Source organism: Vibrio sp. Vb1980, from assembly GCF_033338615.1.
GTDB lineage: Bacteria > Pseudomonadota > Gammaproteobacteria > Enterobacterales > Vibrionaceae > Vibrio > Vibrio alginolyticus.
Genome location: NZ_JAWOSZ010000001.1, coordinates 14,154 through 32,761, shown reverse-complemented (window position 1 = coordinate 32,761; position 18,608 = coordinate 14,154). Strand labels below are relative to the sequence as shown.

The window sequence follows — 18,608 nt, the reverse complement described above, 5'->3', positions numbered from 1 at the left end:
TTCCGGTGAATAGTGTAAGAGAACGCCTCTCAAGTTGTGTCAGCTTGAGAGGCGTTTTTTATTGGACAGTGCCAGTGAAAGAAGGACGTTTACTCAAATGTCACTTCGTCAAAATGCGGATTGGTTTTGAGCGCGCGCATTGCGACTAATTGTTCAGTCGGGAAGGCGGTGTGCTCACCATCCATATCTAAAAACAAGCACTCTTGTCGCTGCATGTCGTAGCCTGTGTCGAACGCGTTGCCCTGATGAGTTTCACCATTTTTTAGTGTGATCTCGATAGGGAGCTTAAACATACAGGCGATTTCAATAAAATCGTATTGGCTGCAAGTCACCATAGCTTTCTCCTTTCAAACCGACGCAGTATTCAGAAGGTTTGAGAACCGCTTCCTTAATATAGAAAACGTTTGATTGAAACTGAATCTTCATCTTACACCTCATTTTGGTCACGAAATAGACATACACGCACGTTTTAATAAACCTACTGTTGAGCGTTCGCAAGCGAGACAAAACTACGATATGTCTGAGACGATACTTAAGCGCACATACCTAACGAGTGAACAAAAGACACAAAAGCCAAGTTCACTGATTCCGCCTCAAACCTACCATGCGCAGTTGGCGCACCGTGTTCACCACTCGCCTCAATTTGAAAACGGCCGCGTTAAAAACGAGATGCCAAATGTCCCTAGTCCGCAATCATTCTGGCAGGTGTGTTGGAGTTATTTTGGTGGTAGAACGCCGTTGAGTCCTAACGAACATCTGCCACATTCCCCAATTCAACCTACGCAGTTTGCACAGCGAAGTGAATCGATGCGCGTTACTTGGCTGGGCCATTCCACCATGCTGGTGGAGGTCGATGGCATTCGAATTCTGACTGATCCGGTATTTGATTACGCTTCTCCGTTCGTCGCAAAAGCGTGGTTTGAACGCAATATTCCCAATACTTACGCCAGAGATTGTTTGCCGATTCCTGAAATTATCGTGATTTCGCACGATCATTACGACCATTTAGAAGCATCGACCATACGTTTCTACGCTGATAAATCCGTGACGTTTTATGTGCCCTTAGGGGTTGGCAAGCATCTGATAAAGTGGGGCGTTTGCGCAGACAACATCGTGGAATTCGATTGGTGGGATAGCGTGCACTATGCCGGAATCGAACTGATTTGTACGCCTGCTAACCATAATTCGGGTCGTACTTATTTCGATAAAAACGCGACCCTGTGGGCTTCTTGGGTCATCAAAGGCAAAGAAGAGACGCTCTATTTTAGTGGCGATTCAGCTTACGATTCGCACTTTTCCGAGATCGCACAGCGATGTGGACCAATCGACATTGCCTGTTTGGAAGTGGCTGCCGATGTGAAAGGCCAAGGTTATCCGGTCGAAAACTGGGGGCACATGCAGGCTCATCATACCGTGCAAGCGTTTCGCGATTTAAATGCGAAAAAACTGCTGCCAGTACATTGGGCTACATACGAGCTGTTTACTCACCGCTGGGACGAACCGATTTTAGATTTGCTTGCCCATTGTCAAAAAGAACTTATAACGCTGCTGACGCCAATGCCGGGGGAGAGTTTTTACGTTCATAAAAAACAGATAAATAAACAATGGTGGCGAGAAAAAGAAACAGGTGAGCCAGCTAGAATTTTGACTTAATAATATGTTCTTACTTCAATAATTATTTTAGAAGTTAACCTTGTTATTTTCAGAATATAACAAGGTTTTTTACTCGCTTACTCATCAATCACTTGAGGTTTTAACTCGACGACATTTCCTTCCGGATCATGAATATAGAGTGAGCGACCGAATCCTTGTGCGCCGTAGCGTTTCGCAAACTCTTCGGTTTCAATGCCGTTCGAACGCAGATATTCCAGTAATTCATCCTCGGAAAAAGGCGCCAATTGCAGGCAAAAATGGTCAATATTACGACCATTTTGAACTGGTGGCTTTCCGCCGAGTTGGCCCAATTCGCTGTCTACCGTCACTACATCAATCAATGCGTTACCTGCCCTAAGTTGAGTTAAACCAAGTTCCGTTACTTCGCGCTCGACAGGGCAGCCCAAAATGTCTCGATAGAAATGCAACATAGCATCGAGGTTACAGGTCCTTAAAACAACATGATCAAGCGCTTTGATGGCGATTGGATTTTTGGTGGGCATGCTTCACTCCTTTTTGCATTGTGTTGAGGTAAGTATAAAGTGACCTTAAAAGTGGTGAGAGAAATGATCAAATTCCAGATGTTTTTTTGCTAGAGCGAGTGCAGAAACACTGCAACTCAAAGCAAACAAAAAAGGCTAGCGTATTGCTAGCCTTTTGGGATATGGATGGGGCTATTACTCGTAATCAGAAGCGTAAGTTTCTTCGTAAGAGTGTGAGTAAAGCTCGAATAGGTTGCCGAATGGGTCTTCTAGGTAAACCATTTTCGCAGGCTTATTATCGTCTTCTGGGTGGTAACGCATGATGTCCATGCGAACTTTGCCACCTAGTGCTTCGGTGCGTTTGATAGCACCTTCAAAATCGTCTGTCTGTAAACAGAAATGGAAGATACCGATGCGAGAAAAATCCACTTCATGGCGCTCTTGACGTTCTTTCATTTCGAATAACTCAAGGCCGATGCCATCACTTGTCACAAGGTGCGCAATGTTGAAGCCTTTAAAGCCTTCCCCAAAGACCGCAATACACATTCTGCCAATTGCCGTTTCGCGTTCTTCAATCACTTTCGTGTTGCCCATAACGACTTTTAGACCTAGCGCTTGCGTGTAAAACTCAACCGCTTTGTCCATATCTCCGACCATAATACCGACATGATTCATTTTCATTTGTTTGCTCCCAACATGTGTGTTTGAACGTTGTCTTGTTTCGATGTGGGAGAGTATATGGCGTGATGTTGATTACATGAAATTATCATAAATTATAAAAATGATAATTTTATTTAATGATTTGCGCGTTGGGATTGAGTTAGTGAGCTAAGGCCTCAACAGCTTGCCTCACCGAGGTGAAATGAATCTTGATAATGCACCGTTGCGCGAGGCTGAATTCATGCGATTGGATTAATGACGTAACCTCTTCTACGGAAAGCGTTCGTTCTTTTAGATGTAAAAGAGTGGTGTTCGAACCATTGTTTTTCAATTCAAACGTGTTGCCATTTGAGTCGATAACGTAATCATCTTGCCCAAAAATGAGGGCTTCGCATTCAGAGTCTAAGTCGGACTGGGAATGCGTGTAGATCAGCTCATCGTCGCCGTCTAGTTTTAGCAAGCATGGCCAACATACTGCGTGGTCTCTCATGGTTAACTCATTATTCATTGTTATTTAGAAACTTGACCCAGGTTGTTGCAAAAACGCTAACTCTTCGGGAGTGCTCTTTCTTCCCAGTATCGCATTGCGATGAGGATAGCGCCCAAACTGGTCGATGATGGCTTTGTGTTTTAGCTCAAAATCGTAGTTATTTTCAAGCCCTGATGCGCGAAACAATTTTTCAGCTTGGACATGAATGAGGCGAGATTCGCTGTGCATAAACGGCATGTACAAAAAGCTTAGCTGCTCGGGCGCTAATTCTTTGTCGTGACCTAACCGAATTGCCTCTTGAGCCAATGCTAATGCGAGTGGGTCTTGTGCAAACGCTTTTGGGGTGTTGCGATACACATTACGTGAAAACTGGTCGAGGACGATGATTTCGGCCAATCGTCCTTGTGCGCTGTCACGCCAATTAAACAGTTCACAACGAGCCGCTTGTTCTAATACCGAGGCAAATCGCGATGTAATACGCTTGTCCAGTTCTGGGTTGTTTTCAAACCAATTTTTGGGCGATAGCTCCTCGAACCAAAATTTGATGACTTCTTGGTACATGGATCTTCCTTCCTATTGCATTAGCTAAAGAATAAAAAGCCAGAAGGCGAGCTCCTGGCTTTCTGCGTGTTATCGACCGTAAGTCTCTATGATGTAATGTTCAAAATCGTCACACATTTGTTCGTCAGAGATGGCGTTGCTTGCCAGCTCTTTACTGCCGTCGACGACTTTAATCGCGGCGTTCAGTGAAGCGACTGATGCTCGCTCTCGCGTCGCAAGTGAGTCGATTTTCTTCTGCTGCACTTCCCATGCCTGTTCTGGCGACAGGTTACACACGTCTGCAAGGTATTTGGCATTGAAGCCTTCGCCAGTCAGGCTGACAATGGTTTCGTTGTGCGACAAGTGATTGCCTGCGTGCCAGTAGTGTTTTGCCAGCAGTGGGCCAATTTCTGGGTTATCCGTCAGGTAACCAAACTTCTCAAGGAAGTATGCTCGGGTCTGATACACCGCCATGTGCGCGAGTAGATAACCTTGATACGCACAAGCTGCTTCGTCGGATAGCAAATGTGGAATCGCCATCAGTGGGCGAGGGCTGCATTCCAAACCAAGGATCTGTTTTTCACAGTCGCGAGCCAGCTTAGTGATGCGTTCTGGCGTTAACTCGTCATCGCTCAGTTGATATAACGCGCGTTCAAAGTACGGCACAACCAAGATGCTACGTTCTTCATAAGCTTTGAATGGCTGACGACTGTTGATCATCGCTTGAATGATCTCATCAGGAACCGGATTCCCTTCATCATCCAGTGCGTATTGTTTTAGCCAATCGGCATCGGTTAACAGGCTGTCACAGAACATCGACTGAGTTTCAGCATAAGCCATTGACGTCGGCGCAAACTCCTGCGAGAAACAAGGTGCGTTCATTTTTACGTTCGCAAAGTGTGCTGCGTGGCCACCTTCGTGGAACAGCGTGTTAATGCCATCGTAGCCGCTGCCCACTTGGTCTGGTTTGGCATTACTGGTGAAGTTCACCTGCGCTGCGACCCATTCGCCTTGGTTATAGAAAGAAGGGATAGGGCCGTGGCAGAACCCATTCGGGTACTTACCTTTGCGATCTAGTAAATCCAGCGTTAGCGTCGCGCCAGAGTAATCAATATTTAGGCGACCAAATGATTCTACCCAGCGTCTCAGAGATTTTGAGAACGGCACATATGGGTCAAGGTCACGCATAACGTCACCCGCGAATGAGTAAACAAAGTTGTAGCTTGCTAGTGCGCTTGCGCCTTTCTCTTTCGCCAAGTTTTCTAAGCTGTTTAGATGCGCATCTCGCGTGCGTTGTTCGAAATCTTCCAAAATTTCGAATAGCTGTTCAGAGCTCATCTTTTCCGTTTTTTGCACGGAGTAATCAAAGAAAGTCGCATAACCCAGTGAGCGAGCGAACTGGTTGCGCAGTTTGATCAGCTCTATAAAACCGTTTTGCAGTAGCCATTGTTCAAGGTTCAGCAACGCTTGATGAGCCGATTGGCGAACTTCTTCATGATTGCTGGTGCGAATGGTTGAGCTTAATACGGGCAGTGAACCTTCTACTTGCTCGTCGTTCTCATCGGTAAATGTTTGTACGTGGTTCTGTTTTTTCTCGAAGAGCTCAGCTTCAAAGGCAATGAGCTGATTTTTCAACGCTTGTGCTTTTTCGCCCTCGATAGCGTGAGATTCAAACATCGCCAGCCAACCAGATAGACCCGTAATGGTTTGTTGTTTCTCTTGTGGGTCGGTAATTGAGTCCGCGGCTTCAAGCTGTTGTTTGATGGCAGTAATTTGCTCGGCGTTGCTTAAAAAGCTTGTCCATGCCGTTTGTGCTTGCGTCGAGCCATCATGGTCATCGCTGATCCCCATGTAAGTTTCCCAAAAGAAATCTTCTTTGGTGCGGTGAATCGCAAGGTAACGTTGATTGAGGTCGTTGAGATAATCCGTTGCGGTCATTTTGATCCTTCAAATGGTTTCGTTATGTAGACAGTTGATTATTGCACGCTTGGTCGCGAGAAAGGAACGCTAATCTCATTTGTCGATTTTGCATCGCGTAAAGGTGATTTTACTATTTGTTTACATTTGGGTGGGTTAATAGGAGTTCTGAGCTTGCAGTGTTAAGACTGGTATGGAGTTTACAGTTTATTAAGTAATTAATCTGCGGTGCGCTATCGATGATCCTTATCAGGTGTAATAAGATTTCCATATCGTTGCGATACAGTTGGAAACGATATGATAAATAAGACAAAAGTTACGTTATTGGCGGTAGGTACGATTTTAGTTGGATGTTCCACAGTCGCGCCACCAAGAAATGATGCGGTTGAAAGCATTCAACAAAAGTGTTCTGTGATTTTAAGCAATGATGTTGCGGGCGACCAGCGCTGGCAGACGTACAACGGCTTGCTTGTAGAATATGCCGTGCATGGCGTTAAGAGTCAGGCGCAACTGGAACGTTTTGAAGCGTTTGTGCAGAGAGTGCAAGATGATGAGTCTGGACAGTTAGTTACAGAGTTGATTGAGGTCACCGACTGGGGATGCTCAAACGGCAATTATCTAGAAGAGATGAGCTTGTTTATTCAAGAAGTTCAGAAGTAAAAAACCGAGCGTTAAGTCGCTCGGCTTTTCTGTTTGTGGAACGCTTTTTTGCGCTGGTTCGTCAGGACGTTTACTCCTCTGGATACTCGCCCATACCTTGCGTTTTACCTTCCGCTTTCCAATGCTCTCCAGGGGCAAATGCTTCATCGCATAAATCTACGGTGTAGCCCATTTCTGTGATTTCCTTCAAAGTGAGGTTATCTGCAATTTTTGCGACTTCACCCGATTTATTCCGTAACTCCATGTTGATCTCTCCTCTGTAGGTAGACGAGTGGCATCAATGCACAGTGAAGAATGCATTGGTAACCTTTGTTCTAAGTATATAACCCGCTGCTAAAAATGAAGGTTTAATCCGCTTTTTAAACATGGTTAATTGGATAATGCTTTGAGCTGCTTCCGTTATTTAGAACCGCAGCATCGCGATAGTTTGCCATTTGTGATTTATTGAGTGATTAAACGGTCAATTTGGAAACTCGAAATGGTGATTCTCGACCACGCTTTAGCACAACAAATTGTTGATCGAACCATGTCCATCATTGGTCACAATGTGAATGTGATGAACTCAGCAGGCATCATTATTGGCAGTGGCGATCCCAAACGCGTTGGGCTAGTGCATGATGGCGCGGTATTGGCGTTGAATCATGGCGATTCACTAGAGCTGAATGAGCAGCAATGTTTGACGTTGCAGGGTGTCAAACCCGGAATCAATATGCTGTTGAAATTGCATGGTGACGTGGTCGGTATTGTTGGTGTGACAGGCGAGCCAGAGAAAATCCGAGATTTCGCCAAACTGGTCAAAATGACCGCTGAATTGACAATCGAGCAAGCTGCACTGGTGGAAAAATTTCAGTGGGACAGACGTCATCGCGAAGAGTTTATTCTGGCTTGGATCAATGGCAAATTGACCGATGAAGAGCTGAAAGATTGGGCGATGCGTCTTTCTATCGATGTGACTCAACCACGGGTGGCAACGGTGATTGAAGTCTCGACGCCGTCGGCCTCAAAAAGCATGAAGAGTGTGCGCAATATTGTTGAACTGCTTGAATACCCAGAGCGTAACAACCTAGTTGCGATTGTCTCGGTGAATGAAATTGTGGTGTTGAAACCGTGTCATTCCGCCAAGCAGTGGGATAGCCAAGTTGAAAGTGAGCGCATTGATAAGTTGATGTCGCGTTTAAGCGATCACGATTCGCATACATTTCACATTGCGCTAGGGCAGCTGTTTAATGAGCCTAAAGATGTCGCGTTGTCATACCAAAGCGCGAAGCAGGTATTAGCCATTGGCAAGCAGTTCTACCCAGAGAAACGTAAGTACCTGTTCGATGAACTTCGTTTGCCTGTTTTGTTAGCGCCGTTGGCGGATATTTGGCAAGGTGAACAAATTATTGATGGTGTGAAACGGTTGAAAGAGAAAGACAAATCTGGGCAATTATTGAAAACCCTAGATGCACTGTTTGAATGCAATGGCAATGTAACAGAATGCTCTAAAATGCTGTTTATTCACCGGAACACTCTGCGCTATCGGTTAGAGAAAATCACCGAGATAACAGGGCTACCAACTACCAATTTTGTGGGGTTAGCGGAGCTTTATATTGCGACTCGGCTCTCAAAAATGTCGTGATGTTGTGCATTTGCACAATACGCGTTATTTTTTGACCACATCATTTGTCACTCCGCCTAAAGGAATTCGAAAGCAAACGATTAATAATTCATGCGTCCCTACATGTTGAGTGAGCCAACACGGACTCGCTCAGCAAAATAAGAATAAATGGAGTTATCATGAACCTTATATTAATCCTGCTTGGGGTGATCGCATTTATTGTGCTCACGACCACCAAATTCAAATTACATCCCTTTTTAGCGCTGATCATCGCAGCGTTTCTTGCGGCATTTGCTTACGGATTACCGGCAGATAGCATTGCCAAAACCATTGCTTCTGGCTTTGGCGGTATCCTTGGTTACATTGGTTTGGTTATCGTTTTAGGTACCATCATTGGTGTTATTTTGGAAAAAAGTGGTGCGGCGATCACCATGGCCGATACGGTCATCAAAGTGTTGGGTGAGCGTTTCCCAACATTGACCATGAGCATCATCGGTTACATCGTTTCTGTTCCAGTATTTTGTGATTCAGGCTTTGTCATTCTGAACTCGCTCAAAGAATCACTCGCTAAGCGTTTAAAAACCTCAAGCGTTGCGATGAGTGTGGCGTTGGCAACTGGCCTATACGCAACGCACACGTTTGTGCCGCCAACTCCTGGCCCGATTGCCGCTGCGGGTAACTTAGGCCTGGAATCTAACCTTGGTTTAGTGATTGGTGTGGGTGTGTTTGTTGCAGCGGTTGCGGCGTTAGCGGGGATGTTGTGGGCGAACCGATTCCAACATGTTGAACCAGATGGCATTGAAGCCGCAGAAGAAATTCAGCAAGACTGGCAAGCACTCAAAGCGTCTTACGGCAAATTGCCAACGGCGAGCCAAGCATTCGCTCCTATTTTTGTTCCTATCTTATTGATCTGTTTTGGCTCTATCGCGAAATTCCCAAGCCTACCGCTGGGCGAAGGTTTTGTGTTTGATGTTCTGACTTTCTTAGGGCAGCCACTAACGGCATTGGTGATTGGCCTGTTCCTTTCTGTTCGCCTACTCAAATCAGACAACAAGATTGAAGAATTTGGCGAGCGAATCAGCCAAGGTATTACGGCTGCTGCGCCTATTCTTTTGATTACCGGTGCGGGTGGTGCATTTGGCGCGGTATTAAAAGCCACGCCGCTAGGTGAATACTTAGGTACGACGCTATCGGCGCTGGGCGTGGGTATTTTCATGCCATTTATCGTTGCGGCTGCGCTAAAGTCGGCGCAAGGATCATCAACGGTTGCATTGGTGACCACATCGGCTTTGGTTGCGCCTATGCTTACGCAATTGGGGCTCGATTCAGAAATGGGCCGCGTATTAACGGTGATGGCGATCGGTGCAGGTGCGATGACGGTTTCTCATGCAAACGACAGTTTCTTCTGGGTAGTTTCGCAGTTTAGCCGCATGTCGGTGGGCTTAGCGTACCGCGCGCAAACCATGGCTACGCTCGTTCAAGGTGTCACGGCAATGGCATTGGTGTACATTTTGAGCCTCGTTCTCTTATAAGTCTCTGGAAGTACGTATGAAAGTGGTAATTGCACCTGATTCATTTAAAGAAAGCTTAACCGCCAAACAAGTGAGCGAGGCGATCAAAACGGGTCTTGCTCGCGTATGGCATGATGCTGAGTTTGTTACGGTTCCGGTCGCAGACGGTGGCGAAGGCACGGTTCAATCTTTGATAGATGCAACTCAAGGCGAACAAGTCTTCACAACAGTGACCGCGCCATTAGGGAATGATGTTGAAGCGTTTTATGGCATCCTCGGCGACGGCGAAACCGCAGTTATTGAAATGGCGGAGGCCAGTGGGCTGCACCTTGTGCCGAGTGACGCTCGCGACCCAAAACTGACCAGCAGCATTGGTACTGGACAGCTGATCAAACACGCGCTAGATAGAGGTATTCAACGCTTAATCATTGGTTTGGGCGGCAGCGCTACCAATGATGGTGGCGTGGGCATGTTGACCGCGTTGGGGGTGGCGTTTCTTGATGAGTCTGGTCATGCAATTACCCCAAATGGAGGCGGGTTAGCGGCGCTTGCGTCCATCGATATTTCTGGTCTTGACCCTCGTTTAGCAACTTGTGAAGTGTTGGTAGCGTGCGATGTTGATAACCCACTCTGTGGTGACAAAGGCGCGTCGGCTATCTTTGGCCCGCAAAAGGGAGCGACCGTATCAGACGTCACTCTGCTCGATAACGCATTGCGCAAGTTTGGCGAGTTGACGGAACAAGCGACGGGTAAGCATGTACTGACTCGTGAAGGGGCGGGTGCTGCTGGTGGTATGGGCGCGGCCTTGCTCGGGTACACGCCAGCACGTTTGCAACCGGGAATTGAGATTGTGCTTGAAACGGTCAAACTTGCTCAGCATGTTGCGGATGCGGATATCGTATTTACAGGCGAGGGTCGAATCGATCATCAAACCGCACATGGCAAAACGCCGATGGGCGTTGCTCAGGTCGCCAAGCAGTGTAATTTACCAGTCATTGCATTAGCAGGCTGTGTGGGCGACAACTATCAGGCGGTTTATGAGTGCGGCATTGATGCGGTGTTTGCTTGTGTACCAAGGGCGATGAGCTTACCTGAGGCCATGAAAGAGGCCGACGTCAACGTTGCTAACTTAGCCGAAAACGTCGCGAGAATGTGGCAAATTAAGTCGCACTGAAGGCGATGACGATATGAAAAACTCCACCTTTGCGTGGAGTTTTTTGTTGTTACGTGTTTGCGTGTGTAGGCATAAGTTCATTTAGCAAGAGCGAGTTAACAGGCATGCTTTGCTATCAATTTTGCCAGTGTTTGCATCGCTTGACTCCAATCGGTTTCATGACCAAAGTTTGCCACGCTGAGGCGTACGCAATGCCGATATTGCCCTTGAGTGCCAAATACGGTGCCGGGAAGTAGGCTGATTCTGTGCTTATTGCATGCTTGATACAACGCATAGCTGTCCGTGTCTTCGGGCAGTCGCAACCAAAGTAAGAACGAGCCTTGTACGGCGTTGATCTGGTATCGATTTTTTAGAGGTTCGTATTCATCCAAGTATTGATGAAGCATCTGGATAAATCGTCGCATGTTGTTTTGATAAACCCGCCCCATTCGCGCAGTATGCGTTCGATACTTGCCTGACGTTAGAAACGTTGCCACGGCGGATTGCATCAGGTTCAAACTGCCCATGTTCTCACACAGTAGATATTGTTCAATTTGGTCTCGATATCGCCCCGCCAACATCCAACCAATTCTCAAACGCGAATCGAGCGTTTTGGATAACGAATTCACGTAAATTACGCGTTGCTTGTCATCGAGCAATCTCAAGCTTGGCAATGGCTTATCATAACTTAACCCGCCAAACACATCGTCTTCGATAATAGGAATATTGCCGGACGCCAATAGTAATTGTTGACGCTTTTCTAGCGGCATCATGGCACCAGTTGGATTGGTGAAGTTTGGCGTTACGATGATCGCTTTTATGTCCCATGTCGCCATTGCTTTTGCTAAGGCTTCGGGGCACATACCGTCGCGTGGGCAACTCGGAATTTCCACCACTTTGAGGCCGAGTGATTCTAGCATCAATAAGTTGCCAAAATAGCAAGGGGACTCCACCGCGACGATATCGCCTTTTTGTGTCGTTGCGCGCAGCGCTAGGCTAATGGCTTGTTGCGCGCCGTGCGTCACCATGATCTCATCCAACTTGGCTGGCGTGCCCAAATCTTGTGTGATTTTCGCTAGTTGTTTGATTAAGAGGTGATCACCGGGTGGTAATTGGTAATGGCTCGGTACATGCGTTTGCTGCCGGCTGTGGCGGCCGATCTCGGCGTACAAGCTTTTGATCGCGGGGGAGTCAATGTTTGGGTGGGCAGAACCGGTAGGCAAACGCTCTTGGTATTCAGGATAAGTAAGGATTTCTTTGCAGATCGAGAGCAAATCCACGCGAGTAGGATCCGGAATTGAGCGAGAGGTCGGCAAGGCGACTTTAACTCGATAACCCGATTTGGGAACCGAGTAAACCAAGTTTTGTGCTTCCAGCTCTTGATACGCACGAATCACGGTATTTTTACTGACGTTTAATTCTTGGCTCAACGAGCGAATGGAGGGCAGTCGATCATCCGCCTGATAAACGCCACCATTGATGGCTTGTTTGAGGTGTTTTTCCACCACGAGGTACTTATTCCCTTCACCGCTTCCCAATAAATCTGTACCCATAAAAACACTTCCATCTGTCACTTTTTGAAAACACTGTACCTAATTACATTAGCAGTATCTCAAAACATAAAACAAGCGTGAGTGAGGCGATCATGTTAATCCGAGCCATCCCTTTTGTATTTGTCATCCTTTGGGCTTCTGGATTCGTTGGTGCGCGTTTTGGTTTGCAATATGCCGAGCCAGCGACACTACTTTCTATCCGTATGGCATTCAATGTCTTACTGTTTTTGGTTCTTGTGGCGGTATTGCGTAGAAGGTTGCCGACAGGAAAAGATTTTTGGCACAGCTGTGTAGTTGGTGCGTTGATCCACGGTTTCTATCTGGGCGGTACTTATTTCGCTATCGCCTTGGGTATGCCTGCTGGGTTGAGTTCGTTGTTGGTGGGTATTCAACCGATTTTAACCGCGGCTTTGCTGGTGGCGTTTGTTCGTGAGGAGTTTAAGCCCTCGCAATGGCTGGGTTTGGCTCTTGGTTTTGTCGGTATCGCTATGGTGTTGATGGGCAAAATGGAGTGGCAATCCGAGCAGCATAAAGTGCTGGCTATTGGTTTGTGTTTATTGGCTTTGGTTGGTATCACGCTAGGGACGCTTTATCAGAAAAAACATTGCCAACAAGTGGATATGGTCGGTGGTGCGACGGTGCAATATTTGGCCGCGCTCATCATGTTTCTGCCCGTTGCGATGCAGTTTGAAACCATGCAAGTGCAGTGGGAACTGGAGTTTATTTTGACTGTGTTGTGGTTGGTCGTCGTGCTCTCTTGTGTAGCTATTCTACTGCTGTTGTACATGGTTAAGAACGGTGCAGCATCGAGCGTAGCTTCTGTATTCTACCTGGTGCCGCCAACGACGGCGATTCAGGCTTGGCTCGCGTTTGGAGAGTCATTTGATTGGATGGGGATTTCTGGTTTCGTACTGGCAGCTACGGCGGTGTATTTGGTGGTTAAAAAGCCGGATCTGACGATAAAGAAATCGATTCAAACAGAATATACCTAAATTGGGTAGGGACATTTGCGTACCAGTGGGTACAATCTGCTTCATCTTAATCCGTGGAGCAGAATGATGAAGGTAAAGCCAGATCGAATGACCGCCATGCGTAGCATCATCGAGCAAGTAAAAGCGGAACTACCAATTTATGAACCAGAAACGTTTGTATGTGGACCAGAAGGGCAGTGCATTGGCTGTCCGAAGAAATTGTTGGAAATGGTCGATTCAGAAGTCACTTATTGGGAGTCAGCCATGGAGCGCGGCATTGTTCCGCAGTTCGATGAGATTCGTCGTTTTGGCAAAATGTGCACGAATGTTCGTCGTGGTCTGGTGCGAAATAATGTGCCTTTACTCAGTAACTAGAGAGTAAAAGTCGTCTAATATCTGACACATAGCGTCGTTTTGTTACACTGCTCTTTGGCTGCTGTTCTCAAGTTTGCGTGGTGTTTGTCTCTTCTTACCCTTTGGGTCTTTAATCGTAAAAAATTGGCGATATATTGGCTCGGTCTCACATGGATGTGGGGCTATTGTCTTGGGCTAGTTGAGATAAGAAACGTGAAATCAAAGGGATTTACGCTGATGGAAATCACCATAGTGCTTACCACTTTGGCTTTCATCGCATTAGCTGCTTTACCAGTACTACTCGATATTCATCGCCAAGCATACGCTGCGATGCTGCACAGTTCTCAGTCTTCTTTGGGTACGGCTCTCAAATTCTTTCATGCTCAAGCTGTGATTGATAACGCTTACGGCCAAGAGCACGTTCACTACATTGACCGACATGTCAAAACACGCAAAGGCATGCCAGAAGCGAGTGCCGATAGTATTCGAGCTTTGTTAGAAATCGATCTACCAGCCAGAGGTTATTCGAAAATTGACGTGCCGTGCAAAGGCAGTGATTTTTGCATCATCGGTCAGCAGCACCCAAACAGTGCTCATTTTGTCGCTATTCCTGATTATCAGTTCTTAGATAAATCGGGTGTTGATCGCGTGGTGTACATTTGGCCGCAAGGTTACACACTGGCAGAAGAAGCATGCTATTTCTACTACGTGAATCAAGCCTCTAACGATTCAATTGTTCGAGGGCATGTGACGCAAGGGTGTTAACCCCGAATAAGTGTTGCGAACAACGGTTATCGTGACTCTACAAATCTGGGCTTTTCGAACGGCTTTGCGCTTTATACAATATCATTTTTTGACTCATCAAGACTTTACCATTTGGCAAGGTCACTTCCCCAAGTTCTCCCTGATGTTCAAATCCAAACCGTTCATACAAAGCAATCGCTGGTGTGTTGGTTGTGTATACGTAGAGTGCGATTTGGTCGTAACCAAATTCCCAACCACGTGCGATCGCGACTGCCAATAGTTTCCGCCCCAATCCTTTGCCTCGGTAGTTTTTGTCGATGTGAATACCAAGAATACCGACGCGAAGGCGTTGCCCTCTTTCGTAACCGCACATCTCAGCTGGGTAGATTTCAACACTACCGATAAGTTTTTGGCGGTCAAACGCGACAAACTGAGGGATGGACTCGTTTTCCACACGTTGCAGGATTCTGTGAAGCGTTGCGTTATCGGGTGCCGGAGAAATCAAAAATTCCCCTTCGGAGTACACTCGATTCCACAGCGCGGTGAAGCGCGCGATATCGCTCACCTTGATGGATCTGATTTGCATTCATCTTCCTTGATTAGTGCAGGTTAGTAACGGTTAGGGGATAAGCTCAGATAAACAACGAATTTGGTTAGGAATGGCTTCGGCTGGTGCATCAGCGCCCGTTGGGTTAAACCAAATTGTGTTTACGCCCGCTTTCATCGCAGGGTAAATATCTTTGTGAGGTAAATCGCCAACCATGGTTATTCCACTTACGTTAACCCCTAACTGTTTTGCGATGGCGAGATAAAACTCAGGTTGGTTTTTAGCGATACCGAGGTTGGCAAAACAAAAATAGCCATTTAAGTATTGGTCTAAGTCGACGCGAACAAATGCACGCTGAATCTCTTCCATGTTGGAATCAGATGCACTGGTCGCAATGTAGATGGGATGATTTTGGGAAAGTATTGCCAGTGTTTCTCTGGCTTGAGGAACTGCTTCTACGTGTTCCCAATCGCACATTTTTCCTTGTGCGTGAGGGAAATCTACCATCAAGGTGTTCCCCCAATCGAAAAGATAAATCATGTTCGAATCTCCTTATCCGCACATCATATCGTCTTTTTCTAAAATCAGGGGGTAAATTGCATCGATAAATGCGATTTAGGTGGGTTTAGTCGTGAAAAGCGCTTAATTGTCGTTATCGTTACAAATGTTTCAGCATAATGCGTGAGTTAGTTTTAAAACCTTGATTATCGTAAAAGCGCTGTGCTGGCTGATTGAATTCCATCACTTCCAATCGAACTTGTGTGGCATTGGCATCGCGCGCCCATTGCTCACAGGCTTGGAGCAGTTGGCGGCCGATTCCTTGCTGCTTTTGCGCTTCATCGACAACAATTGTTCCCACGCGACAAATTGGGTCTTTGATCAGAAAACTGATGGTGTCGTTTTGGGTGATCATCGCGGTTAAGAAGCCGAGAATTTGCTGTTCGCGTTCGGCAATCAAAAAGAGTCGCTCTTTGTTCTCTAGTGCTTGTGCAAGAAATTCACGGTCAGCTTCTGAAGGCGCAACAAAGGCTTCTGGCGCATTCGCAAAATGCAGTGAATTAATTTGAAAATTAAGCTGAAAAATTCCGTCTAAATCATCGGGAATCGCTTGTCGGATATGGACTTGCATTCTATCTGCCCCCTGCAATATCGATAAATGATCCTGTGACATAAGAGGCTTCGTCACTTAATAGCCAAGCGATCGCATTTGCCACTTCTTCTACCGTGCCACCGCGTTTAAGAGGAATTTGAGGGCTGAGTCTATCTACTCGGTTTGGTTCTCCGCCGTCGGCATGCATATCAGTGTAAATGAAACCAGGTCGAACGCCATTGACGCGAATATTGCGCTCTGCCAACTCTAGCGAGAGCCCTTTAGTTAAGGTATCCATCGCGCCTTTTGATGTGGCGTAATCGACATACTCAAATGGCGCGCCTGAGCGCGACGCTCCAGAGGAGACATTCACAATTGCACCGCCTGCACTGAATCGCTTCGCCGCTTCTCGACAGCAGAGAAAACAGCTATTCACATTGGTGTTCATTACTTTCTGAAAGCGTTCCAAGCTGATTTCTGACAAAGGCGATTGAGTAAATAGGATGCCAACGTTGTTGACCAAGTGCGTCACTGCACCAAATTCACGTTCTGTTTCATCAAACAAGGAGAGCACTTGCTTCTCATCGGCTACGTCTGCGGCGATGGCAATCGCTTTGCCACCGTTTGCTTGTATTTCTGCCACAACTTGGTCGGCGGCCTCTTGCTGAGTGCGGTAATTAACGCAAACGCGATAGCCTTGCTCGGCCAGCTTTTTCGCCGCTGCGGCTCCAATGCCTCGGCTTGCGCCGGTAATGATGACTACTTTATTCAAAATACGTCCTTATTTTTGTAGTGAGTAGATTTTATCGGCGTAGGGTTTGCCACCAATTTGGTATGCGTCTGGAATGACCTCAATGAGTTCGAAACCACATTTTATCAGGACACGCTCTGACGCAATATTGCCTTCAGTGACCGTCGCGGAAAAGTGGTTGATGTTATGTGTCGAGGTTGCCCAGTATAGAAGCGCTTGAAGAGTTTCTGTTCCAAACTGTTGGCCATGAAATTCCGGCAAAAGTAAGTAACCTACCTCTGCCTTACCGTTTTCAATAGCAAAGCCAGTGATGCCGATGGGTTGTTCTGATTGCTTATTGAGTATTACAAGGCAAAGCCAATGCTGGCTATTTGGGGTCCATGGTAATAATCGCGAAGCAAATTTTTCTCTTATTTCTGTTTCGCTGGGACGATCGAAACAGAGCGCAATAACCTCTTGTTCGGAAAGTAATCGTTGAAAGAGTTCCCAGTCACTGGCTTTGATGGGTCTTAATTGGCTTCTGTGCGTCTCGATATAAACTGACATGCGTGTCCTTACTGCATCAATGTGGAGATTCAGTCTCTCATCCTCTTATCTGTTTAATCAAATAGTTGCATTTATAAAAGTGATTTATGTGGTGAATAGTTGGCTAGGCAATGGATTATTGCCATATATTCATCTTTGAGATGTAAATAACAAAATTTCATACTTGAGGCATACAGAGCAACACGGAAATGATGTGGATCAAGAGAGGACTACCCATAAAGTAGTAATTTGCGACCTATAATTACATTTTATTTGGAAGTGTTGCTAATTATGTCAATAAAAAAACGATATGTTGCACTGCTGGTTGCTGCCGGCATTGGTGTGGGCTGGTTAACTTTGGGGGGGAGTGCGGCAGTAATGCATTACACCTCAGATACTGAATTTTGTCTCTCGTGCCACTCTATGGAAACCCCTTACAAAGAGTACCAAGGCTCAGTGCACTTCAGTAATGCGAAAGGCATTCGCGCGGAATGTTCTGACTGTCATATTCCTCAAGAACCAATGGATTACCTGATCACCAAAATTCGCGCGTCGAAAGACATCTACCATGAATTTGTGACAGGTAAGATCGACACGCCAGAGAAATATGAAGCACATCGTAAAGATATGGCTGAAACGGTATGGGCTCAGTTCCGTGAAAATGATTCAGCGACGTGTCGTTCGTGTCATGATTTCGATGCAATGGAAGAGTTTGAGCAATCACGTGATGCGGCGAAGATGCACGAGTACGCAAAAGCGAACGATCAAACGTGTATCGATTGTCACAAAGGTGTGGCGCACTTTGCACCAGAAGCAGAGCTAGACAGCAAGGCATTTGAAACGTTGATGAGCTTCACCACAAAAACATCACCTAATGCCAAGGTTGTTTACCCTGTGACTGAAATCGCAATGGGTGAGATGGGTAAAATTAACCCAACGACGAAGTTGGAAGTAATCAGCTCTGAAGGCGACAACCGCACTGTTAAGTTGAACGCATTCCAAATGAAAGGCGCAGAGCAAGTGCTTTACATGGGAGAAGGTCAACGTGCCATCGTAGCAACGCTAACCGAGCAAGGCCAACAAGCGCTTGAAACTGGTGAATTTGAGGCAGATGTTTACGGCAACGAATGGCGCGCGGTTTCTCTAACAGGTGCTATTGATTCTCCAGTTGTTGACACGCTTGAACCAGTATGGTCATACGCAGAAGAGTTGGACAACGTTTACTGTGCAACTTGTCACGCGAAAATTCCTTCAAATCACTTCACAGTGAATGCATGGGGACCGGTAGCGAAAAGTATGGGTGATCGAACTGATATTTCAGCCGAGAACCTAGAAATTCTAACCAAGTTCTTCCAGCACCACGCGAAAGATGTGGTTGGTCACTAACGATAAATAGAAGGATAAGAT

Annotated in this window: 22 protein-coding genes; 9 read left to right on the top strand and 13 right to left on the bottom strand. The window is 46.4% G+C overall.

The window, feature by feature from the left end:
* Positions 1–89: 89 nt before the first annotated feature.
* Positions 90–335, bottom strand: a complete 246-nt coding sequence (locus tag R7F64_RS00175; RefSeq protein ID WP_005374351.1) for a Rho-binding antiterminator — start codon at positions 333–335, stop codon at positions 90–92.
* Between the two features lie 181 nt (positions 336–516).
* Between R7F64_RS00175 and R7F64_RS00170 the strand changes: the two genes are divergently transcribed.
* Positions 517–1,653, top strand: coding sequence for an MBL fold metallo-hydrolase (locus tag R7F64_RS00170; protein ID WP_053308096.1), 1,137 nt, complete (start codon positions 517–519; stop codon positions 1,651–1,653).
* 77 nt (positions 1,654–1,730) lie between these two features.
* Here R7F64_RS00170 and R7F64_RS00165 read toward each other — a convergent pair whose 3' ends face one another.
* The 5 genes from R7F64_RS00165 to R7F64_RS00145 form a co-directional block, all read right to left on the bottom strand.
* Positions 1,731–2,156, bottom strand: a complete 426-nt coding sequence (locus R7F64_RS00165; protein WP_017821017.1) for a VOC family protein — start codon at positions 2,154–2,156, stop codon at positions 1,731–1,733.
* 174 nt (positions 2,157–2,330) lie between these two features.
* Positions 2,331–2,816, bottom strand: coding sequence for a VOC family protein (locus R7F64_RS00160; RefSeq protein WP_025768760.1), 486 nt, complete (start codon positions 2,814–2,816; stop codon positions 2,331–2,333).
* 139 nt (positions 2,817–2,955) lie between these two features.
* A complete protein-coding gene (locus R7F64_RS00155) occupies positions 2,956–3,285 on the bottom strand; it encodes a DUF4144 domain-containing protein (protein WP_017634368.1) in 330 nt (109 codons plus the stop codon).
* Between the two features lie 24 nt (positions 3,286–3,309).
* Positions 3,310–3,846 carry a DUF924 family protein gene (locus tag R7F64_RS00150; protein ID WP_033907197.1) on the bottom strand — a complete coding sequence of 179 codons (537 nt, stop codon included), beginning with the start codon at positions 3,844–3,846 and terminating at the stop codon, positions 3,310–3,312.
* 69 nt (positions 3,847–3,915) lie between these two features.
* Positions 3,916–5,763, bottom strand: a complete 1,848-nt coding sequence (locus R7F64_RS00145) for a M3 family metallopeptidase (protein WP_318071349.1) — start codon at positions 5,761–5,763, stop codon at positions 3,916–3,918.
* Positions 5,764–6,039: 276 nt separating this feature from the next.
* On the opposite strand from R7F64_RS00145, the gene R7F64_RS00140 reads away from it, so the two are divergent.
* Positions 6,040–6,402, top strand: coding sequence for a hypothetical protein (locus R7F64_RS00140; protein ID WP_017634365.1), 363 nt, complete (start codon positions 6,040–6,042; stop codon positions 6,400–6,402).
* Positions 6,403–6,472: 70 nt separating this feature from the next.
* Here the strand turns inward: R7F64_RS00140 and R7F64_RS00135 are convergent, their stop codons facing one another.
* Positions 6,473–6,646: a hypothetical protein gene (locus R7F64_RS00135; protein WP_202600834.1), complete on the bottom strand. Its 174-nt coding sequence runs from the start codon at positions 6,644–6,646 to the stop codon at positions 6,473–6,475.
* A gap of 234 nt (positions 6,647–6,880) precedes the next feature.
* On the opposite strand from R7F64_RS00135, the gene R7F64_RS00130 reads away from it, so the two are divergent.
* The 3 genes from R7F64_RS00130 to R7F64_RS00120 all read left to right on the top strand — a co-directional run bounded on the left by R7F64_RS00130 (position 6,881) and on the right by R7F64_RS00120 (position 10,687).
* The gene (locus R7F64_RS00130; protein ID WP_213880277.1) at positions 6,881–8,023 is read left to right on the top strand and encodes a sugar diacid recognition domain-containing protein; all 1,143 of its coding nucleotides are present in this window, start codon (positions 6,881–6,883) and stop codon (positions 8,021–8,023) included.
* Between the two features lie 158 nt (positions 8,024–8,181).
* A complete protein-coding gene (locus tag R7F64_RS00125) occupies positions 8,182–9,534 on the top strand; it encodes a GntP family permease (protein ID WP_017634362.1) in 1,353 nt (450 codons plus the stop codon).
* A gap of 16 nt (positions 9,535–9,550) precedes the next feature.
* Positions 9,551–10,687 (top strand): glycerate kinase, encoded by a 1,137-nt coding sequence (locus R7F64_RS00120; RefSeq protein ID WP_042522351.1) that lies wholly within the window; start codon positions 9,551–9,553, stop codon positions 10,685–10,687.
* A gap of 95 nt (positions 10,688–10,782) precedes the next feature.
* Here the strand turns inward: R7F64_RS00120 and R7F64_RS00115 are convergent, their stop codons facing one another.
* The gene (locus R7F64_RS00115) at positions 10,783–12,219 is read right to left on the bottom strand and encodes a PLP-dependent aminotransferase family protein (RefSeq protein WP_005383306.1); all 1,437 of its coding nucleotides are present in this window, start codon (positions 12,217–12,219) and stop codon (positions 10,783–10,785) included.
* A 92-nt stretch (positions 12,220–12,311) separates the two neighbouring features.
* Between R7F64_RS00115 and R7F64_RS00110 the strand changes: the two genes are divergently transcribed.
* The 3 genes from R7F64_RS00110 to R7F64_RS00100 all read left to right on the top strand — a co-directional run bounded on the left by R7F64_RS00110 (position 12,312) and on the right by R7F64_RS00100 (position 14,309).
* Positions 12,312–13,211, top strand: coding sequence for a DMT family transporter (locus R7F64_RS00110; protein WP_047102508.1), 900 nt, complete (start codon positions 12,312–12,314; stop codon positions 13,209–13,211).
* 66 nt (positions 13,212–13,277) lie between these two features.
* The gene (locus R7F64_RS00105; protein WP_005374318.1) at positions 13,278–13,565 is read left to right on the top strand and encodes a hypothetical protein; all 288 of its coding nucleotides are present in this window, start codon (positions 13,278–13,280) and stop codon (positions 13,563–13,565) included.
* A 153-nt stretch (positions 13,566–13,718) separates the two neighbouring features.
* Positions 13,719–14,309, top strand: coding sequence for a type II secretion system protein (locus tag R7F64_RS00100; protein WP_254901939.1), 591 nt, complete (start codon positions 13,719–13,721; stop codon positions 14,307–14,309).
* Between the two features lie 37 nt (positions 14,310–14,346).
* Here the strand turns inward: R7F64_RS00100 and R7F64_RS00095 are convergent, their stop codons facing one another.
* The 5 genes from R7F64_RS00095 to R7F64_RS00075 form a co-directional block, all read right to left on the bottom strand.
* On the bottom strand, positions 14,347–14,874 hold the full coding sequence (locus R7F64_RS00095) for a GNAT family N-acetyltransferase (protein ID WP_318071348.1): 528 nt from the start codon (positions 14,872–14,874) through the stop codon (positions 14,347–14,349).
* A 33-nt stretch (positions 14,875–14,907) separates the two neighbouring features.
* On the bottom strand, positions 14,908–15,375 hold the full coding sequence (locus R7F64_RS00090; protein WP_047102511.1) for an HAD family hydrolase: 468 nt from the start codon (positions 15,373–15,375) through the stop codon (positions 14,908–14,910).
* 118 nt (positions 15,376–15,493) lie between these two features.
* Positions 15,494–15,964 carry a GNAT family N-acetyltransferase gene (locus R7F64_RS00085; RefSeq protein WP_047102512.1) on the bottom strand — a complete coding sequence of 157 codons (471 nt, stop codon included), beginning with the start codon at positions 15,962–15,964 and terminating at the stop codon, positions 15,494–15,496.
* A gap of 1 nt (position 15,965) precedes the next feature.
* Complete coding sequence (locus tag R7F64_RS00080; protein WP_005383319.1) at positions 15,966–16,697, bottom strand: glucose 1-dehydrogenase; 732 nt, start codon at positions 16,695–16,697, stop codon at positions 15,966–15,968.
* 9 nt (positions 16,698–16,706) lie between these two features.
* Positions 16,707–17,222: a GNAT family N-acetyltransferase gene (locus tag R7F64_RS00075; RefSeq protein WP_047102513.1), complete on the bottom strand. Its 516-nt coding sequence runs from the start codon at positions 17,220–17,222 to the stop codon at positions 16,707–16,709.
* Between the two features lie 270 nt (positions 17,223–17,492).
* Between R7F64_RS00075 and R7F64_RS00070 the strand changes: the two genes are divergently transcribed.
* Positions 17,493–18,587: a NapC/NirT family cytochrome c gene (locus R7F64_RS00070; RefSeq protein ID WP_047102514.1), complete on the top strand. Its 1,095-nt coding sequence runs from the start codon at positions 17,493–17,495 to the stop codon at positions 18,585–18,587.
* Positions 18,588–18,608 lie beyond the last annotated feature (21 nt).

Coding starts and splice junctions, on each gene's coding strand:
- R7F64_RS00070 (WP_047102514.1), top strand. CDS start 17,493: ATGTCAATAAAAAAACGATATGTTGCACTGCTGGTTGCTGCCGGCATT.
- R7F64_RS00125 (WP_017634362.1), top strand. CDS start 8,182: ATGAACCTTATATTAATCCTGCTTGGGGTGATCGCATTTATTGTGCTC.
- R7F64_RS00090 (WP_047102511.1), bottom strand. CDS start 15,375: ATGATTTATCTTTTCGATTGGGGGAACACCTTGATGGTAGATTTCCCT.
- R7F64_RS00150 (WP_033907197.1), bottom strand. CDS start 3,846: ATGTACCAAGAAGTCATCAAATTTTGGTTCGAGGAGCTATCGCCCAAA.
- R7F64_RS00105 (WP_005374318.1), top strand. CDS start 13,278: ATGAAGGTAAAGCCAGATCGAATGACCGCCATGCGTAGCATCATCGAG.
- R7F64_RS00170 (WP_053308096.1), top strand. CDS start 517: ATGTCTGAGACGATACTTAAGCGCACATACCTAACGAGTGAACAAAAG.
- R7F64_RS00155 (WP_017634368.1), bottom strand. CDS start 3,285: ATGAGAGACCACGCAGTATGTTGGCCATGCTTGCTAAAACTAGACGGC.
- R7F64_RS00140 (WP_017634365.1), top strand. CDS start 6,040: ATGATAAATAAGACAAAAGTTACGTTATTGGCGGTAGGTACGATTTTA.
- R7F64_RS00135 (WP_202600834.1), bottom strand. CDS start 6,646: ATGGAGTTACGGAATAAATCGGGTGAAGTCGCAAAAATTGCAGATAAC.
- R7F64_RS00165 (WP_017821017.1), bottom strand. CDS start 2,156: ATGCCCACCAAAAATCCAATCGCCATCAAAGCGCTTGATCATGTTGTT.
- R7F64_RS00130 (WP_213880277.1), top strand. CDS start 6,881: ATGGTGATTCTCGACCACGCTTTAGCACAACAAATTGTTGATCGAACC.
- R7F64_RS00120 (WP_042522351.1), top strand. CDS start 9,551: ATGAAAGTGGTAATTGCACCTGATTCATTTAAAGAAAGCTTAACCGCC.
- R7F64_RS00100 (WP_254901939.1), top strand. CDS start 13,719: ATGTGGGGCTATTGTCTTGGGCTAGTTGAGATAAGAAACGTGAAATCA.
- R7F64_RS00145 (WP_318071349.1), bottom strand. CDS start 5,763: ATGACCGCAACGGATTATCTCAACGACCTCAATCAACGTTACCTTGCG.
- R7F64_RS00085 (WP_047102512.1), bottom strand. CDS start 15,964: ATGCAAGTCCATATCCGACAAGCGATTCCCGATGATTTAGACGGAATT.
- R7F64_RS00175 (WP_005374351.1), bottom strand. CDS start 335: ATGGTGACTTGCAGCCAATACGATTTTATTGAAATCGCCTGTATGTTT.
- R7F64_RS00115 (WP_005383306.1), bottom strand. CDS start 12,219: ATGGGTACAGATTTATTGGGAAGCGGTGAAGGGAATAAGTACCTCGTG.
- R7F64_RS00095 (WP_318071348.1), bottom strand. CDS start 14,874: ATGCAAATCAGATCCATCAAGGTGAGCGATATCGCGCGCTTCACCGCG.
- R7F64_RS00075 (WP_047102513.1), bottom strand. CDS start 17,222: ATGTCAGTTTATATCGAGACGCACAGAAGCCAATTAAGACCCATCAAA.
- R7F64_RS00160 (WP_025768760.1), bottom strand. CDS start 2,816: ATGAAAATGAATCATGTCGGTATTATGGTCGGAGATATGGACAAAGCG.
- R7F64_RS00110 (WP_047102508.1), top strand. CDS start 12,312: ATGTTAATCCGAGCCATCCCTTTTGTATTTGTCATCCTTTGGGCTTCT.